The organism is Pseudomonas sp. 34 E 7, assembly GCF_900005715.1.
In the GTDB taxonomy this organism is placed as follows: Bacteria; Pseudomonadota; Gammaproteobacteria; order Pseudomonadales; family Pseudomonadaceae; genus Aquipseudomonas; species Aquipseudomonas orientalis_A.
In genome coordinates this window covers 1-16,699 of sequence record NZ_CVTX01000158.1, presented here as the reverse complement: position 1 = coordinate 16,699, position 16,699 = coordinate 1, and the positions used below count along the sequence as shown (strand labels likewise).

General features: G+C 62.9%; 16 protein-coding genes. 9 read left to right on the top strand and 7 right to left on the bottom strand.

What is annotated here, in order from left to right:
• Positions 1 to 354: 354 nt before the first annotated feature.
• From fabB to BFP96_RS20200, 5 genes are all read right to left on the bottom strand, one after another.
• On the bottom strand, positions 355 to 1,575 hold the full coding sequence (gene fabB, locus BFP96_RS20220) for a beta-ketoacyl-ACP synthase I (protein ID WP_065884250.1): 1,221 nt from the start codon (positions 1,573 to 1,575) through the stop codon (positions 355 to 357).
• Positions 1,576 to 1,586: 11 nt separating this feature from the next.
• Positions 1,587 to 2,102, bottom strand: a complete 516-nt coding sequence (gene fabA, locus BFP96_RS20215; protein WP_003210552.1) for a 3-hydroxyacyl-[acyl-carrier-protein] dehydratase FabA — start codon at positions 2,100 to 2,102, stop codon at positions 1,587 to 1,589.
• Between the two features lie 249 nt (positions 2,103 to 2,351).
• Positions 2,352 to 4,253 carry an ATP-binding protein gene (locus BFP96_RS20210; protein WP_065896344.1) on the bottom strand — a complete coding sequence of 634 codons (1,902 nt, stop codon included), beginning with the start codon at positions 4,251 to 4,253 and terminating at the stop codon, positions 2,352 to 2,354.
• Complete coding sequence (locus BFP96_RS20205; RefSeq protein WP_065936892.1) at positions 4,250 to 5,179, bottom strand: ABC transporter substrate-binding protein; 930 nt, start codon at positions 5,177 to 5,179, stop codon at positions 4,250 to 4,252. Before BFP96_RS20205 ends, BFP96_RS20210 begins: the two co-directional genes overlap by 4 nt.
• Before the next feature lies 1 nt (position 5,180).
• Positions 5,181 to 7,313: a TonB-dependent receptor plug domain-containing protein gene (locus tag BFP96_RS20200; protein WP_083216669.1), complete on the bottom strand. Its 2,133-nt coding sequence runs from the start codon at positions 7,311 to 7,313 to the stop codon at positions 5,181 to 5,183.
• 195 nt (positions 7,314 to 7,508) lie between these two features.
• On the opposite strand from BFP96_RS20200, the gene BFP96_RS20195 reads away from it, so the two are divergent.
• The 8 genes from BFP96_RS20195 to BFP96_RS20160 all read left to right on the top strand — a co-directional run bounded on the left by BFP96_RS20195 (position 7,509) and on the right by BFP96_RS20160 (position 13,665).
• A complete protein-coding gene (locus tag BFP96_RS20195) occupies positions 7,509 to 8,534 on the top strand; it encodes an NAD(P)H-dependent glycerol-3-phosphate dehydrogenase (protein ID WP_065884257.1) in 1,026 nt (341 codons plus the stop codon).
• A gap of 10 nt (positions 8,535 to 8,544) precedes the next feature.
• A complete protein-coding gene (locus BFP96_RS20190) occupies positions 8,545 to 8,892 on the top strand; it encodes a DUF4389 domain-containing protein (protein ID WP_065896341.1) in 348 nt (115 codons plus the stop codon).
• Positions 8,889 to 9,338 (top strand): phosphohistidine phosphatase SixA, encoded by a 450-nt coding sequence (sixA, locus tag BFP96_RS20185; RefSeq protein WP_065894797.1) that lies wholly within the window; start codon positions 8,889 to 8,891, stop codon positions 9,336 to 9,338. The genes BFP96_RS20190 and sixA overlap by 4 nt, the downstream gene beginning before the upstream one ends.
• Before the next feature lie 79 nt (positions 9,339 to 9,417).
• Positions 9,418 to 9,861 carry a hotdog fold thioesterase gene (locus BFP96_RS20180; RefSeq protein WP_065894798.1) on the top strand — a complete coding sequence of 148 codons (444 nt, stop codon included), beginning with the start codon at positions 9,418 to 9,420 and terminating at the stop codon, positions 9,859 to 9,861.
• Between the two features lie 97 nt (positions 9,862 to 9,958).
• Positions 9,959 to 10,762, top strand: coding sequence for an alpha/beta fold hydrolase (locus BFP96_RS20175; RefSeq protein ID WP_065894799.1), 804 nt, complete (start codon positions 9,959 to 9,961; stop codon positions 10,760 to 10,762).
• The gene (locus BFP96_RS20170) at positions 10,759 to 11,613 is read left to right on the top strand and encodes an alpha/beta hydrolase (RefSeq protein ID WP_065936890.1); all 855 of its coding nucleotides are present in this window, start codon (positions 10,759 to 10,761) and stop codon (positions 11,611 to 11,613) included. Before BFP96_RS20175 ends, BFP96_RS20170 begins: the two co-directional genes overlap by 4 nt.
• Before the next feature lie 102 nt (positions 11,614 to 11,715).
• Complete coding sequence (locus BFP96_RS20165; protein ID WP_065894801.1) at positions 11,716 to 12,534, top strand: DUF4892 domain-containing protein; 819 nt, start codon at positions 11,716 to 11,718, stop codon at positions 12,532 to 12,534.
• Positions 12,535 to 12,603: 69 nt separating this feature from the next.
• On the top strand, positions 12,604 to 13,665 hold the full coding sequence (locus BFP96_RS20160) for an AI-2E family transporter (protein ID WP_065884272.1): 1,062 nt from the start codon (positions 12,604 to 12,606) through the stop codon (positions 13,663 to 13,665).
• Here the strand turns inward: BFP96_RS20160 and BFP96_RS20155 are convergent.
• Together BFP96_RS20155 and BFP96_RS20150 are read right to left on the bottom strand one after the other, a co-directional pair.
• Positions 13,662 to 14,696 carry a sensor histidine kinase gene (locus BFP96_RS20155; protein WP_065936889.1) on the bottom strand — a complete coding sequence of 345 codons (1,035 nt, stop codon included), beginning with the start codon at positions 14,694 to 14,696 and terminating at the stop codon, positions 13,662 to 13,664. The two genes, BFP96_RS20160 and BFP96_RS20155, sit on opposite strands and share 4 nt — an antisense overlap.
• Positions 14,696 to 15,460: a response regulator gene (locus tag BFP96_RS20150; RefSeq protein ID WP_065894814.1), complete on the bottom strand. Its 765-nt coding sequence runs from the start codon at positions 15,458 to 15,460 to the stop codon at positions 14,696 to 14,698. The genes BFP96_RS20155 and BFP96_RS20150 overlap by 1 nt, the downstream gene beginning before the upstream one ends.
• Positions 15,461 to 15,718: 258 nt before the next feature.
• Between BFP96_RS20150 and pyrF the strand changes: the two genes are divergently transcribed.
• On the top strand, positions 15,719 to 16,417 hold the full coding sequence (gene pyrF, locus BFP96_RS20145; protein WP_065896337.1) for an orotidine-5'-phosphate decarboxylase: 699 nt from the start codon (positions 15,719 to 15,721) through the stop codon (positions 16,415 to 16,417).
• The last annotated feature ends 282 nt before the right edge of the window (positions 16,418 to 16,699 follow it).

Genomic DNA, 16,699 nt, shown 5'->3' with positions numbered 1-16,699 from the left:
CCTGCGTTCGGGCACACCGAGCCTAGGCGAGGTGCCGAGTGGTGGGGCAAGAGCGTTTTGCTTACTTTTGCGCTTTTCAAAAGTGAGCCGCCGTAAGGGCGGAACCCTAAGTGGCCGTGACCGCAGAAACGGATATGTACTCGGTCTGATCCGGCATCCTGGTCGGTCCAGAGGCCGCCATCGGGGGCAAGCCCCCTCCCACATTCGACCGCATTCTCCAGGCCAGCTCGGCCAAATGTGAGAGGCGCGGTGCGCCGGCTCGACTTGCCCCGATGCACGTGACTCGGTCTCATTCAATCGCCCATAAAAAAGCCCCGAACCAGTCGGGGCTTTTCATAGCTCAAGCGCCAGGCCTTACTTGCCCTGCCAGCGTTTCAGCACCAGGGTGGCGTTGGTGCCACCAAAGCCGAAGCTGTTGCTCATCACGGTGTCGATTTTCACATCTTCAACGGTCTTGGTCAGGATCGGCATATCGGCGACGACCGGGTCGATCTCGTCGATGTTGGCCGAGCCGGCCATGAAGTTGCCTTCCATCATCAGCAGGCAGTAGATCGCTTCGTGAACGCCGGCGGCGCCCAGGGAGTGACCCGACAGGCTCTTGGTGGAGCTGATTTTCGGCGCGTTGTCACCGAATACCGCACGCACGCCTTCCATCTCCTTGGCATCGCCGACCGGAGTCGAAGTGCCGTGGGTGTTCAGGTAGTCGATCGGGGTATCCACGGTGGACATGGCCATCTGCATGCAACGGATGGCGCCTTCACCGCTTGGCGCAACCATGTCGTAGCCGTCGGACGTCGCGCCGTAGCCAACGATTTCCGCGTAGATTTTCGCGCCACGGGCCAGAGCGTGTTCCAGCTCCTCGACCACCACCATGCCGCCACCGCCGGCGATGACGAAACCGTCACGCTTGGCGTCGTAGGCACGGGAGGCCTTTTCCGGGGTTTCGTTGTACTGGGTGGACAGCGCGCCCATGGCGTCGAACAGGAACGACTGGCTCCAGTGTTCTTCTTCACCGCCGCCGGCGAATACGATGTCCTGCTTGCCCAATTGGATCTGCTCAACGGCAGTCCCGATGCAATGGGCGCTGGTGGCGCAGGCGGAGGAGATCGAGTAGTTCACACCCTTGATCGCGAACGGCGTGGCCAGGCACGCCGAAACGGTGCTGCCCATGGTCCGCGTTACACGGTACGGGCCAACGCGTTTCACGCCTTTTTCGCGCAGGATGTCCAGCGCTTCCATCTGGTTCAGGGTGGATGCGCCGCCGGAGCCGGCGATCAGGCCGGTACGTACGTTCGACACCTGGTCTTCGCTCAGGCCGGAGTCGGCGATTGCGTCTTTCATGGCCAGGTAGGCGTAGGCGGCAGCGTGGCCGACGAAGCGATAGATCTTGCGATCGATCAGTTCTTCGAGGGGCAGGTCAATGGAGCCGGAAACCTGGCTACGCAGACCCATTTCGGCATATTCCGGGTTGAAACGGATGCCAGGGCGACTTGCACGCAGGTTAGCGGTGACGGTCTCTTTGTCATTGCCCAGGCAAGAAACGATGCCCAGACCAGTGATAACGACGCGGCGCATGCGGATAACCCTTAAAAGTTGTCAGTGGAAGTGAATACGCCGACCCGAAGGCCTTCGGCAGTATAGATCTCGCGACCGTCGACAGTCACCGAACCGTCGGCGATGGCCAGGTTCAGCTTGCCCTTGAGGACGCGCTTGATTTGAATGTTGTAGGTGACTTTCTTGGCGGTCGGCAGGACCTGGCCAAAGAACTTCACTTCGCCCGAACCCAGGGCGCGACCGCGGCCCGGCAGGCCTTGCCAGCCCAGGTAGAAGCCGACGAGTTGCCACATGGCATCAAGGCCCAGGCAGCCCGGCATCACCGGATCGCCTTCGAAGTGGCAGGCAAAGAACCACAGATCAGGGGTGATATCCAGCTCGGCGACCAATTCACCTTTGCCGTACTTGCCACCTTCTTCGCTGATATGGGTGATGCGATCCACCATCAGCATGTTCGGGGCGGGCAGTTGCGCGTTACCTGGGCCGAACAGCTCACCGCGACTGCAGCGCAGCAGGTCTTCCCGGGTAAAGGCGTTTTGTTTGGTCATGCGAGCTCCTCAATAATCCCATGCGGCAGGGTAGGGCAAATCTTCCCGAACCGGATGAAGCGTTCATGCCTCATAGCGGCAGCCTACACATAGACTATTGCGTTGTAGTGAAAGTCACAGCGTCAAGGTACTCAATGTACACTTGTTCACTGAAATGTTAAACCGGACCTGTTTATCGGCCCGTTCGGGTGCCTAAGACTGCCGCACTTTCGTCCTCCACGCCAGTCGGAGTTGGCTTAGCCACGACTGCTAGTGCACCCAGCGCTGGAGGATTTGCTGCAAATCCGTGCGTTTGAACGGTTTGGCCAGGTAATCGTTCATTCCGGCTGCAAGACAGGCTTCGCGGTCGCCCTGCAAGGCGTTGGCGGTCAGGGCGATAATCGGTAAATCGGCGCAGCCCGGCAGTCGGCGAATTTGCCGGGTGGCCTCGTAGCCGTCGATCAATGGCAGGCGGCAGTCCATCAGGATCGCGGTAAAGATCAGGCTTTCGGCGCTGCGGATCGCCTCGGCGCCATCGGTGGCCAGGCTGACCTCAAAACCCAGGCTGCGCAGCATGGCTTCGACCACGGTGCGGTTAACCGGGTTGTCTTCCACCAGCAGTATGTGCCGCCCGTCGCCGGCACTGGTCTTGCCCACGGCGTCCGGGGCGATGGCAGGCAGGCTTTGCTGATCGATGGCCAACGGAATTTCCAGGGTGAACACCGAGCCCCGGCCCTCTTCGCTTTGGGCGCGCAGGGTGCCGCCCATGCGTTCGGCCAGGGTGCGGGCGATCGGCAGGCCGAGGCCGGTGCCTCCGTACCGTCTTGAAATGGAGCTGTCGGCCTGCTGGAACGCATCGAACATCAGTTCCAGACGCTCGGCGCAAATACCGATACCGCTGTCGCGCACGGTGCAGGTGAACCACACCAGTTCATGGTCCAGGGTTTGCCAGTGGGCCTCCACGTGCACGGTACCGTGCTCGGTGAACTTCAAGGCGTTGCCGATCAGGTTCACCAGGATCTGCCGGATACGGGTCGGGTCACCGCACACCCGCAGGGCCTCCATGCCCGAGGGAATCGACAGCTCCAGGGCCAGCTCACGCTGCTGCGCGCTGTGCTGAAACGCTTGGGCGCAACTGCTGATCAGGTCGGCCAGGTTGAAGGCAATATGTTCCAGCTCCAGCGCGGCTCGTTCGATGCGCGAGAAGTCGAGGATGTCGTTGATGACTTTGAGCAGGTGCTCGGTGGACTCGGAGGCCAGCGCCGCGTATTCGGCCTGCTCTTCGGTCATCTCGGTGGTTTCCAGCAGTTGCAGCATGCCCAGCACACCGTTCATCGGCGTGCGCAGCTCATGGCTCATCATCGCCAGGAATTCGGATTTGGCATTGTTCGCCCGCTCGGCTTCCTCGCGGGTCTGGATCAACTGCGCCATGGCCTGCTGCTGTTCGCGGCTGGCCTGATTGAGGCCCGCGGCCAGGTTATTGATGTGCCGTGCCAGGTCGCCCAGTTCGGAGTCGTCGACAATCGGCAGCGGTGTCTTGTAGTCGCCCTGCTGGATCGCCTTCACCGCATGCCCCATGGCGCTGATCGGTTGCGACAGGCTGGCGGCCAGGCGTCGCGCCAGCAGGAAGGTAAACAGCAGGGCGAACAGCGCCAGAATGCCGGCCTTGAACAGGATTTCCTGCTGGCGCTGACTGAACGCGTCATTGGACATACCGACAATCACCCGGCCCAGGTAGTCCGCTCGCGGCGCCTTGGGTTCGTTGAGGTTGTCCTGGAAGAAATCATTGCCCAGCTGGATATGCTGCAGGCGGATCGGCGCCTGGAACACTTTTACCGAGAGTGAACGGTCGTGCTTCTCCGACGGCTGCTCGACGTACACCAGAATGTTCTCGGCGCTGTCCTGGATCTCCAGGAAGCGCACGTGGGGCGTGGCCAGCGTCGCCCGCAGCAAGGCGTCGAGCACATCGTTGTTGCCGGAAATAACGCCGTATTCGGTGGCAGGCGCCAGTTGGTTGGCGATCAACTGGCCGGTGTGGTCCAGCTCCTGGCGCAAGTCCTGGATACGCACGAAGGTAAAGAAGCTGATCAACAGTAAGGTCAGCAGCAGCGCAGGCCCCAGGGTGATGAGTTGGGTGCGGGTGTTGATGTCCCAGCGACGGCGCAAGGTCATGGGCGTTCATCTCCTTCGGCCAGGCGGGCGGCGACGGCAGCTTCGTCGACCTGTTCGATGCCCAGTGAGCGTGCGACTTGCGGGTTGCCTACCACTTTGAAGTGTTGCGGGTACAGCGTGCGCGGCCAGTTGGCCGGCGGGTGGTCGAGCAGGCGATCAAGTACGGCGAGCCAGTCGGACTGGTCGCTGTAGGTGCTGGCCAGGCTGCCTGCGCGGACAAACCCGGCATTGGGCCCTATCAGCGGCAATTGCTGGGCATAGCTGCTCAGTAACAGGTTCTTGGCGGTTTTCGGGTTGTACAGTTGCGGGTCGTCCAGGCCCAGCAGCACGTCACTGTTCTTGAACAGGGTTTGCAGGGTGCGGCTGTCGTTGGTGTTGTCCCAGCGTTGGCGCACGATTTCCAGGCCCAGTGGCGCGGCGTACCGGTCAAGCTCAGGCAGCAGGAATTGGCTGTCGGCGCCGTAAAGCACGCCGATCCGCCGGGCCTGGGGCAAGATGCTGGCGATCAGGCGCAACTGGCGCGCCAGCGGCGGGTCGCTCCACAGCAGGCTGATTCTGGCCGGGCGCGCGTTGCCCAGGCGCTGGTGAGCTTGCAGGCGGCTGATGCGCAGCACCAGGGTCGGTGGCCCCTGGCTATCCTGCAAGCGCCAGTCGAGGCCGGGCAGGTCCAGCAGGATCAGGCGGGTAGTGGTGGGCAACTGGCTCGGCGCCGGCAAATCTGCAAGCAGGGTGAAGGTGACATGGTCTTCGGGGCGCTGCCGGGCGAGGGCCTGGGTAAACCCCTGGACACCGGCACTGTCCTCGGCGGCGGTCAGCAGGATGTCGGCGCTCCACACCGGGGGGGTGAACAGCACGCACACCAGCAGCAAGGCGCGCCGCCACAGCCGTGAAACAAGAGGGAGGGTCATCCGTGACTGATCGCCCATGTCAGAAATCTAGCTGCGCGCTGAAATAGAGCACATGGCGATGGTCGTAATTGTTGTCGGGCCAGGTGGTCGGCTGGTTGTCGAGGCGTTGTTGCAGCATGCCGGCCAGCTCCACGTTGGTCTTGCCCAGGGCAATACGCTTGGCGACCCGCAGGTCGACCCGTTCGAAGCGATACTCGTTGAGCGCGTCGTCGCCGTAATAGAACAAGGCGCTCGACCAGCCGTGGCCCCACTCACGCAACCAGCCGGCCGAGCCGCTGTTGCGTGCGGTCTGCGTCTTGTCCAGCGGGTTGCTGGCGCTCGCATCGACGTAAGCATAGGTCAGGCGCAGGCGGTCGGCATCGCTGACGCGCCAGTCGAACTGTGATTCGGCACCGGTAAAGCGCGAGCTGTTGGCGTTGCTGGCGATGTATTGATTGTTGCGCAACGGCGAACTGATCATGTCGGTGATTTCGTCGTAGAAGAGCTTCACATCGACATTCAATCCGAGATCGGCAAAGAAGCCGTTGTAGCCCAGTTCGCGCGAGCGCATCAACTCTTTATCAAGATTGCCGGGGCCGCGTGTCACCACAAAATATTGCCCGGAATTCTGCCCGTAGACCGGCGAGCTGAGGTTGGTGACGCGATAGCTCCAGTTGACGTTGTTCTCGAACATGTCCGGCGAACGGATCGCCTCGGAGTACACCGCCCGCAGGCCGTGGCGCGGGTTGATCAGGTAGTTGACCGCCACGCGCGGCGTCAGCGAGTTGCCGCTCAAGTGGGTGTCTTCGTACATCGCGCCGCCTTGCAGCAGCCAGTGTTCGCTGGCCCGCCATTCCAGGTGGCCGAACAGGCGCCAGGTGGTGTCGTCCAGCGTCCCGTTGAAGTAGGTGTCGGAGTCGGCGCGGTCGTAGCGGTAATTCATCCCGCTGACCAGGCGCAGGCTGTCGGAGAGGCTGAGGGTGTCTTGCAGCTCCACGTCGTAGCGGCTTTCCGTGGCACTTTGGTCGATATCGCCGCACACGCTCTGGTTGGCGCCGTTGCGCCACTGGTCCAATACCTGGTTGCCCAGCGCCTGTTCAGCAGCGTTGCCGGGCGGGGCGCTGCCCTGGCTGAAGGTATCCATGTGTCGCGCCAGCCGTTCGGCGTAGTTGGGGTTGAGTTGCCACAACCGAGTCAATTCGGGGCTGAACGAGACCTTGGCGTCACAGGCTTTCCAGATCTGCCGACGGTCCCATTGCTGGGCCGACCCCTGGATATACAGGCTGTGTTCGGGGTTGAAGTCGAAGTTCCAGCGCATCGAACCGGCGTAGTCCCTGGCGTTGACGTCGGAATTGGTACCGCCCTCGGTAATCCCGGCGAATACCGGAGTGTAGGTGTAGGGGCGCTGATTTGTCCCCTCCTTGGCATTCAGTTGCCAGTCGATGCTCTGTTGCGCATTCAACGTCTGGCTGACGGCCAGGCTGAAACGGCTGAGGCGGCGGCTGTCGCGGCGGTCGGCGCCGACGGCATCGCGGTCGAAACCATCGTCCTGCTGCCCTGACAGCGACAGGCGCAGATCGCCGGTTTCCCAGCCCACGCCCTGGCTGGCATAGACATCGTTGATCCCGCGTTCACCCCGGATGACCTTTACCCGCGTGCCCTGGCTGTTGGCCGTTGAGCGGGTGAGGATATTGACCACCGCCATCAGCGCATTGGCGCCGTAGCTGACGGTATTGGGGCCACGAAACACCTCGATACGCTCAATGTCTTCCATGGCGACCGGAATATCGCTCCAGTCCACCGTGGCCAGGCCTGCGCGATACACCGAGCGCCCGTCGATCAATACCTGCATGCGCCGTGCATCGCTGGCGCTGGTGCCGTGGTAGTTCACCGCAGCCTGATTGCCGGTGGTGTAGCCGACCATCATCCCGGGCACCAGGCGTAACAGCTCGGCAATGTCACGCGCGCCGCTGGCCTTGATCAATTCGCTGTCGATCACGGTCATGCTGCCGGGAACGGCGGCGGCCGATTGCTTGAGGCGGGTCGCGGTCAATACCTGCGGCAGCGGCTGGCTGTCGAGAAACAGGTCGTCTGCCGACGCACTGGCGCTGCACGCAAGCACCAGGGGCAGCATCAATGGCAGGGATGAGCGGAGAGGAGGGCCCGGATACACGGCACGGCCTTGATAATTGCGGATAGCCGCCCATGTTAACTGAGGTCAGGCATTTTGCCAGTCGTGAGACTTGCAATTACTTCACTCAAGTGTGGCATTTTCCGACAGGCGCACGAATTCACACGGGGGCTGGCCGCAAGCGGGTCGCCCCGTATAATGCCGCCATCGCCACTGGTATGGATTAACGGATTGCATATGACTGAACAGCGCCCTATTGCGGTCCTGGGAGGCGGAAGTTTTGGTACCGCCGTGGCTAACCTGCTGGCTGAAAATGGCCACGCGGTACGCCAGTGGATGCGCGATCCCGAGCAGGCCGAGGCCATTCGCGTGCACCGCGAAAACCCGCGTTACCTCAAAGGCATCAAGATTCATCCGGCGGTCGAGCCCGTGACCGATCTGCTCGCAACCCTTGCCGACTGCGACCTGTGCTTTGTCGCGCTGCCCTCCAGCGCCTTGCGCTCGGTGCTGGCGCCCCACGCCGAACGTCTGGCGGGCAAGCTGCTGGTCAGCCTGACCAAGGGCATCGAGGCGCAGACGTTCAAGCTGATGAGCGAAATCCTCGCAGAGATCGCACCCCAGGCGCGCATCGGCGTGCTGTCCGGGCCGAACCTGGCGCGGGAAGTGGCCGAGCATGCGCTGACCGCCACGGTGATCGCCAGTGAGGATGAGGCGCTGTGCGAGCGCGTCCAGGCGGTGCTGCATGGCCGCACCTTTCGCGTCTACGCCAGTGGCGATCGCTTTGGCGTCGAGCTGGGCGGTGCGTTGAAGAACGTCTATGCCATCATCGCCGGCATGGCCGTGGCCCTGGAGATGGGCGAAAACACCAAGAGCATGCTGATTACCCGCGCCCTGGCCGAAATGACACGTTTCGCCGTGAATCAGGGCGCCAACCCGATGACGTTCCTGGGCCTGGCGGGCGTCGGCGATCTGATCGTCACCTGCTCGTCGCCCAAGAGCCGTAACTATCAAGTCGGTTTCGCGCTGGGCCAGGGGTTGAGCCTTGAAGAGGCGGTGACACGCCTGGGCGAAGTGGCCGAAGGGGTCAACACCCTCAAAGTGCTGAAAGCCAAGGCCCAGGAAGTCGGTGTGTATATGCCGCTGGTTGCCGGGCTGCACGCGATCCTGTTCGAAGGACGCACCTTGAGCCAGGTCATCGAGCTGCTGATGCGCGCCGAGCCGAAAACCGATGTCGACTTTATTTCCACCAGCGGTTTCAACTGAGGAACGCGGCATGAACGATTCAAAAGCAGCCCCCAAGTATGAGTCCATTGTGCTGCGCATCCTGTGGATGCTGGTGTTTGCCCTGGTGTGGCAGGTGGCGCAGTTCCTGCTCGGCGCGTTGGTGATTGTTCAACTGATCTACCGACTGATCTACGGCGCGCCGAACCTGGGCCTGATGAACTTCGGCGACAGCCTCAGCCAGTTCCTGGCGCAGATCGGTCGCTTCGGCAGCTTCCACACCGAGCAAAAACCCTGGCCGTTTGCCGATTGGCCAACCCCGCGTGCACCGGAAGGCGAAGCCGCTCACAGCGTGCCGCCGGCACCGCACCCGGTGCGTGACGAAGAGCCCAAGCTATGAAGCTGTGGATTCTGCGCCACGGTGAAGCCGAGGCACACGCTCGCACCGACCCCGAGCGCAACCTGACCGCGCACGGCAGGGCCGAAGTGTTGCGCAGCGCTGCGCATCTGATCGGCCAGCCGCTCGGCGCCATTATCGCCAGCCCCTATGTGCGTGCGCAGCAGACGGCGCAACTGGTGCGCGAGGCGCTGGGCTTTGAGCCGGACATTCGCACGGTGCCGTGGCTGACGCCGGAGGGCAACCCGCTGCTGGTGCTGGAAAAACTCGACAGCGATGACAACGTGCTGCTGGTCAGCCATCAGCCATTGGTGGGTGGCCTGATCAGCGTTGCGCAGCATGGTCATCAGCGCCAGCCAGAACCGATGCACACCGCCAGCCTGGCGGAATTGGAAGGGGATTTCCCGCTGGCCGGGCTGATGAGCCTGGTCAGCGTGAAAAACCCGTAGGTGATATCGACAGGTTGTGCGCGCGCGCTCTGTTTTGTGGCAGGATTAGGGTCGTAATAAAACCAATAAGGACATCCCTATGAGCCTGTGGCGCACGCAACCGAATATCGAACACCTCAATGCGAGTCAGAAAAACACCATCGGTGAATTGCTGGACATTCGCTTCGAAAGCTTCGACGACCAATCCCTCACCGCCAGCATGGTGGTCGACCACCGTACCCATCAGCCCTACGGCCTGCTGCATGGCGGCGCCTCCGTGGTGCTGGCCGAAAGCGTCGGCTCCATGGCGGCCTACCTGTGCGTCGATGCCAGCAAATTCTATTGCGTGGGCCTGGAGGTCAACGCCAACCACCTGCGCGGCGTGCGCAGCGGGCGAGTAACGGCGGTGGCCAAGGCCATCCACATTGGCCGTACGACCCAAGTGTGGGACATCCGCCTGACCAATGACGAGGGCAAGGCCAGTTGCGTTTCGCGCCTGACCGTGGCCGTGGTGCCGCTGGGCGAGCAGCCACCGGCGCGATAGGCATGGCGTGAGTGTCATCATTCCTGGCGGTTACGGTCATTGCCGTAGGGGCCGGGCATGGTGACAATCGAGGTCTGTTCCTGTAGAGCGAGCCGGTATGTCGCAGCCTGTATTTTTCGCCCACGCCAATGGCTTTCCGTCGGCCACCTACGGCAAATTGTTCGACGCACTGGCCCCGGAGTATGCAGTGGCGCATCTGCCGCAGCACGGCCATGATCCCAGGTTTCCGGTGGACGACAACTGGCAGAACCTGGTGGATGAACTTATCCATCATCTGCAGCAGCAACCGGAGCCGGTATGGGGCGTCGGCCATTCCCTGGGCGGAGTGTTGCATTTGCATGCCGCGATGCGCTGCCCGCAGCTGTACCGTGGCGTGGTGATGCTGGACTCGCCGGTGCTGACCCGCGCGGATCGCTGGGTGATTCGCGCCGCCAAGCGCTTTGGCTTCATCGACCGCCTGACCCCGGCCGGACGCACCCTGGGCCGCCGCGAGGAATTCAGCGACCTGGACGCCGCGCGTGCCTACTTCGCCGGCAAGACCCTGTTTCGCAGTTTCGACCCCGAGTGCTTTGAGGCGTATCTGCAGCATGGCCTGCAGCAAATGGGCGACCGCCTGCGCTTGCGTTTCGACCCGGCGACTGAAATCAGCATCTATCGAGGCGTGCCTCACACCAGCCCCGGCCAGGTGCGCCAGTTGAAAATACCGCTGGCCGTGGTGCGCGGGCGTCAGAGCCGTGTGGTGATGCGCCATCATGCCAGCGGCGTAGGTCGCCTGCCCATGGGTGAAATGCTCACCATGCCCGGCGGCCATATGTTCCCCCTCGAGCGACCCCAGGACACCGCCATGTTGATCAAGCAGCTGTTTTCCCGCTGGCAGGCCCGTGAGCGCAGTTGCGCATGAGTACGCCGGTGGAAGAAGTACGCCTGAGCCTGCCGCATATCGAGTTGGCCGCGCATCTATTTGGACCTGAAGACGGTTTGCCGGTCATTGCCCTGCATGGCTGGCTGGACAACGCCAACAGCTTTGCGCGCCTGGCACCCAAGCTCCAGGGTTTACGCATTGTTGCGCTGGATATGGCCGGCCACGGGCACTCGGCCCATCGTCCGGCGGGGGCCGGTTATGCCTTGTGGGATTACGTGCACGATGTAGTGCAAGTGGCCGAGCAACTGGGCTGGCAACGTTTTGCATTACTTGGCCATTCCCTGGGCGCCATCGTCTCCCTGGTGCTCGCCGGGGCGTTACCGGAGCGCGTGACGCATCTTGGATTGATCGACGGCGTGATCCCGCCGACCGCCGGCGGCGAGAACGCAGCCGAACGGCTGGGCATGGCCTTGCAGGCGCAACTGAGCCTGCAAGGCAAGCGCAAACCGGTGTATGCCAGCCTGGACCGGGCGGTCGAGGCGCGCATGCATGGCGTGGTCGCGGTCAGCCGCGAAGCCGCAGAACTGCTGGCCCAGCGCGGTTTGATACCGGTGCCGGGCGGTTATACCTGGCGCAGCGACAGTCGCCTGACCCTGGCATCACCGATGCGCCTGACCGACGAACAAGCCATGGCTTTCGTACGACGCGTGAGTTGCCCTACGCAGTTGGTGGTGGCGGCTGACGGTATGGTGGCGAAACATCCCGAATTGCTTTCACGGCTGCCCTTTACCGTGACAACGCTGCCGGGTGGTCATCATTTGCACCTGAATGACGAGCCCGGTGCGGCTCTTGTTGCAGACTGTTTCAATCGGTTCTTCTCCACGCCTTGACTTGACGCGGTCAACTGCCGAGGCTGGGCGGATTGAAAGGGAGTCAACCATGCACCATCTTCAAACCGCTGCGACCCTCCATGGCCACGGCTCAGTGATCCGATGAGCCTGGGTAAAGGATGTTTACGTGCCGTTGGGCTGTGCTGCTTCAGCCCGCTCGTGTTCGCCGCCGATGTGCCGGGAAGCCAGGACTTGCCGGCCATTGCCCGCCAGGTGGACGCGCAGATCGTCGACTATCGCCCCGCTGAAGACCGCGAACGCATCTACCCCATGGGCGCGATCCGCAAGATCAGCGGCCAATTGCGTTCCGAAGGCCAGGCCACCGCACGCGGTCAAACCACCGCGATCACCTACGAACTGCCTGCCGAACACAGCTCCAGTGCCGCCTTTACCGCCACCCGCGAAGCCTTGCAGGCCAAGGGCGCGCAGCTGCTGTTCTGGTGCCAGGCCCGCGATTGTGGCGAAAGCAGCCTGTGGGCCAACGAAGTGTTCGGCAATGCCAAGCTGGTAGGGGCCGACGGCCAGCAGGAATACCTGCTTTTACGTCTGGCGGCTCCGCAGGACAATACGCTGGTGGCGCTGTACGGCATCACCCGTGGCAATCGCCGCGCCTATCTGCATGTCGAGCAGATGGACGCCAGCACGCCGCTGGGGAGTCTTCTGCCCACCTCGGCAACGTTGTTGCGTGAGTTGAAAAGCACCGGTGAGCTGGACTTCCCCACCCTCGGTGCCGAGCCTGATGACACGTGGCTGACGTTGATCTCCAGGGGGTTGAACCTCGACACCACCTTGCGTGTCAGCCTGTCCGGTCCCAATGCCGAAGCCTGGCGCCAGGGGCTGATCGACAACGGTGTGCGCGCCGCACGCCTGGAAAACAGTCCGGGTGACGCCGAGGGCCTGCACGTGCGTCTGATACGCTAACGTCACTGGGCGAACGGACCCGCGCCGTTCGCCTAAGCTCTCTTCTACCGACTCTTTTCGAGATACCCCATGCTCAATAACGATCGCCTGCTGGTGCAAATCCTGCTGCTGGTGCTGTTTGGTGCCAGCTTCTGGGTCATGGCGCCGTTCTGGTCGGCGCTGTTCTGGGGCGCGGTGCTGGCATTCGCGAGCTGGCCGCTGATGGTACTGCTGACACGCGGGCTGGGCGGTCGCGAATCGCTGGCGGCCGGTATCCTGACGCTGGGCTGGATGTTGCTGGTAGCGCTGCCGCTGGTGTGGCTGGGGTTCAACCTGGCGGACCATGTGCGCGATGCCGTCGTGCTGATCAAGGATATCCAGGTCGACGGCCTGCCCGATGCGCCGAGCTGGCTGGGCTCGATCCCGGTTATCGGCGAGCGGCTGGTGGCGACATGGGACAGCATCGACCAACAGGGCGCGGCGCTGATGCTCAGCATCAAGCCGTACCTCGGCCAGGTCGGCAACTGGTTGCTGGCGCGCAGTGCGCAGATTGGCGGCGGTATCCTCGAACTGACCTTGAGCCTGGTTTTTGTGTTCTTTTTCTACCGCGACGGGCCGCGCCTGGCGATGTTCGTGCATCGGTTGCTCGAACGCCTGATCGGCGACCGTGCCAGTTATTACATCGAACTGGTGGCCGGTACGGTGCAACGGGTGGTCAACGGCGTGATCGGCACGGCTGCGGCCCAGGCGGTGCTGGCGCTGATCGGTTTCCTGATCGCCGGGGTGCCCGGTGCGTTGCTGCTGGGCGGCGTGACGTTCCTGCTCAGCCTGATTCCCATGGGCCCGCCGCTGGTGTGGATCCCGGCCACGGCCTGGCTGGCGTGGAAGGGCGACTACACCTACGCGGTGTTCCTAGGCGTATGGGGCACCTTCATCATCAGCGGTGTCGACAACGTGCTCAAGCCATACCTGATCAGCCGTGGCGGCAACCTGCCGCTGGTGATCGTGTTGCTGGGCGTGTTCGGCGGCTTGATCGCGTTCGGTTTTATCGGCCTGTTTATCGGCCCGACCTTGCTCGCGGTGGCCTACAGCCTGTTGACGGACTGGAGCGCGACCCAGGCCCAGGCGCGGCGCGAAGACAAGCCGCTTTAAGCCCTGGACAGCCACATCACTGCGGTCAATCCGCCGCCTGGCGTGTCTTCCAGGCTCAGGTGGCCGCCGAGGCGCTCGACCGCTTCCCTGGCGATCGTCATGCCCAGGCCGACGCCGCCGGAATTACGGTTGCGTGAGCCCTCCAGGCGAAAGAACGGTTCGAACACCGCTTCGCGCTTGTCGGCGGCGATGCCGGGGCCATGGTCAATCACCCGGATCACCAGCGCCCCGCGGCTGTCCGCCAGTTCTACACGGGCTGAACCTGCATAGCGAAGGGCATTGTCGATCAGGTTGTTGAGGCACGAACGCAATGCCATGGGCTGCACCTGCAAGGGCGCGCAGGTGCCGCCCACGTGCACATCGCTGCCTTGGTCCTGGGCGTTTTCGCTCAGCGATTCCACCAGCGCCTGCACGTCGAGCCAGTGTCGGGTCTCGCTGGTGCGCTGTTCATGCAGGTAGCTCAAGGTGGCGTCGAGCATGCCGATCATGTCGTCCAGGTCCTGGCGCATCTGACCTTGCAGCCGGGTATCTTCGATCTGTTCCAGGCGCAGCTTGAGCCGCGACAGCGGCGTGCGCAGGTCATGGGAGACCGCCCCGAGCATGCGCGCGCGCTGGCTGACCTGTTCGCGGATGCGCCTTTGCATCAGGTTGAAGGTCGATGCGGCCTGGCGCGCTTCGCGGGGCCCGGATTCTTCGAGGGGCGGGCTGTCGAGGTCAAGACTCAAACGCTCGGCCGCCGCGCTCAGGCGCTGGATCGGCCGGCTCAGCAGCTTGGCGCCGTACCACGCGGCGATGATCAGCGAGATGAATTGAAACGTCAGCGGCACCACCGGGCCACCGAACCAGGGACGGTGAGGCTTGACCAGCGGCTTCATCGAGCCATCCGGCTGCTCGACGAAGGTGTCCTGCGGCGGTGGCGGTGGTGGGCCGTAATGATGGAACCAGAAAAACGCCAGCAGATGCGCGAGCACGATGGCCACCAGCAGCACGCCGAACAGCCGCCCGAACAACGTATTGAAGGTGGCGCGCATCAACCGATATCCCGCGCGTCGAACAGGTAGCCTTCGCCGCGTACGGTCTTGATCAGTTGCGGGGCCTTGGGGTCGTCTCCCAGTTTCTGGCGCAGGCGCGAGACCAGCAGGTCGATGCTGCGGTCAAAGGCTTCGATCGACCGGCCGCGCGCGGCATCCAGCAATTGCTCGCGGCTCAATACGCGGCGCGGGCGTTCGATGAACACCCACAGCAGGCGGAATTCGGCGTTGGACAGTGGCACCACCAGGCCGTTGTCGGCCACCAGTTGGCGCAACACGCTGTTGAGCCGCCAGTTGTCGAAGCGAATATTGGCGCGCTGCTCGGTACGATCATCGCGCACCCGGCGCAGGATGGTCTGGATACGGGCCACCAGTTCGCGCGGTTCGAACGGTTTGGACATATAGTCGTCGGCGCCCAGCTCCAGGCCGATGATCCGGTCGGTCGGTTCGCAGCGGGCGGTGAGCATCAGAATCGGAATGTCCGATTCAGCCCGCAGCCAGCGGCACAGGGTAAGGCCGTCTTCGCCGGGCAGCATCAGGTCGAGCACCACCACATCGAAGGTTTCGCCTTGCATGGCCTGGCGCATCGCTGCGCCGTCGGTCACACCCGTGGCGAGAATATTGAAGCGCGCCAGGTAATCGATCAGCAATTCACGAATCGGCACATCGTCATCGACGATCAGCGCGCGAGTGTTCCAGCGCTTGTCGTCGGCGATCACCGCGCCTGTGTGCGCATCGTTTACCGGGACGGAAGGAGTATGCATAGTGCGATCATCTGCCTGATTGTTACGGTCAGCATAGGCGCCCAGCCCCATGGCTGGAAGTGCTGGACGGTCGGTCATGCGGCGAGGCTAGCGGTGGGGCATGTTGGGGGCATGTCGTGAATGTATCGACTTTGAAACAATGGCCGCAAACCTGGGCCAATCCACGCAGAATCAGTATTTACCGATCATCGGATCCCGCAACGGCGCCGCTTGCGCTACAATCCGCGCCGATTTCGACTTGCCTGAGAGCCCATTCCAATGTCCGTCTGCCAGACTCCTATCATCGTCGCCCTGGACTACCCCACCCGTGACGCCGCACTGAAGCTGGCTGACCAGTTGGACCCCGCGCTTTGCCGGGTCAAGGTCGGCAAGGAGCTGTTCACCAGTTGCGCGGCGGAAATCGTCGGCACCCTGCGTGACAAGGGCTTCGAAGTGTTTCTCGACCTGAAATTCCACGATATCCCCAATACCACCGCCATGGCGGTCAAGGCTGCGGCCGAGATGGGCGTGTGGATGGTCAACGTGCACTGCTCCGGTGGCCTGCGCATGATGAGTGCCTGCCGTGAAGTGCTGGAGCATCGCAGCGGGCCGAAACCGCTGTTGATCGGGGTGACTGTGCTGACCAGTATGGAGCGCGAAGACTTGGCCGGTATCGGCCTGGATATCGAGCCGCAGGAGCAGGTGCTGCGCCTGGCGGCCCTGGCGCAGAAAGCCGGTCTGGACGGCCTGGTGTGTTCGGCGCTGGAAGCCCAGGCGCTCAAGACGGCTCATCCGTCGTTGCAACTGGTCACGCCGGGCATTCGTCCGGCGGGCAGCGCCCAGGATGATCAGCGCCGTATTCTGACGCCGCGCCAGGCGCTGGATGCCGGTTCGGATTATCTGGTGATTGGCCGTCCGATCAGCCAGGCGGCCGATCCGGCGAAGGCGTTGGCGGCGGTCGTTGCTGAAATCGCCTGACCCCAGGCGGGCACTGAAAAATGTGGGAGGGGGCTTGCCTCCTGTCCTGGTCCGGCAGCCTGTAGCTATCTTACTGGTGCTCCACGATCCAATGTGGGAGGGGCGGTGCGACGATTCGACTTGCCCCCGATGGCGGCCTCAGGATTGGCTAGTATTTTGGATCAGACCGAGTACATATCCGTTATTCAGGTCACGGCTGCTTAGGGTTCCGCCCTGACGGCGGCTCACTTTTGAAAAGCGCAAAAGTAAGCAAAACGCTCTTGCCCCACCACTCGGCACCTC

Coding starts and splice junctions, on each gene's coding strand:
- BFP96_RS20175 (WP_065894799.1), top strand. CDS start 9,959: ATGTCGCAGCCTGTATTTTTCGCCCACGCCAATGGCTTTCCGTCGGCC.
- pyrF (WP_065896337.1), top strand. CDS start 15,719: ATGTCCGTCTGCCAGACTCCTATCATCGTCGCCCTGGACTACCCCACC.
- sixA (WP_065894797.1), top strand. CDS start 8,889: ATGAAGCTGTGGATTCTGCGCCACGGTGAAGCCGAGGCACACGCTCGC.
- BFP96_RS20205 (WP_065936892.1), bottom strand. CDS start 5,179: ATGGGCGATCAGTCACGGATGACCCTCCCTCTTGTTTCACGGCTGTGG.
- BFP96_RS20180 (WP_065894798.1), top strand. CDS start 9,418: ATGAGCCTGTGGCGCACGCAACCGAATATCGAACACCTCAATGCGAGT.
- fabA (WP_003210552.1), bottom strand. CDS start 2,102: ATGACCAAACAAAACGCCTTTACCCGGGAAGACCTGCTGCGCTGCAGT.
- BFP96_RS20190 (WP_065896341.1), top strand. CDS start 8,545: ATGAACGATTCAAAAGCAGCCCCCAAGTATGAGTCCATTGTGCTGCGC.
- fabB (WP_065884250.1), bottom strand. CDS start 1,575: ATGCGCCGCGTCGTTATCACTGGTCTGGGCATCGTTTCTTGCCTGGGC.
- BFP96_RS20155 (WP_065936889.1), bottom strand. CDS start 14,696: ATGCGCGCCACCTTCAATACGTTGTTCGGGCGGCTGTTCGGCGTGCTG.
- BFP96_RS20195 (WP_065884257.1), top strand. CDS start 7,509: ATGACTGAACAGCGCCCTATTGCGGTCCTGGGAGGCGGAAGTTTTGGT.
- BFP96_RS20160 (WP_065884272.1), top strand. CDS start 12,604: ATGCTCAATAACGATCGCCTGCTGGTGCAAATCCTGCTGCTGGTGCTG.
- BFP96_RS20170 (WP_065936890.1), top strand. CDS start 10,759: ATGAGTACGCCGGTGGAAGAAGTACGCCTGAGCCTGCCGCATATCGAG.
- BFP96_RS20150 (WP_065894814.1), bottom strand. CDS start 15,460: ATGCATACTCCTTCCGTCCCGGTAAACGATGCGCACACAGGCGCGGTG.
- BFP96_RS20210 (WP_065896344.1), bottom strand. CDS start 4,253: ATGACCTTGCGCCGTCGCTGGGACATCAACACCCGCACCCAACTCATC.
- BFP96_RS20165 (WP_065894801.1), top strand. CDS start 11,716: ATGAGCCTGGGTAAAGGATGTTTACGTGCCGTTGGGCTGTGCTGCTTC.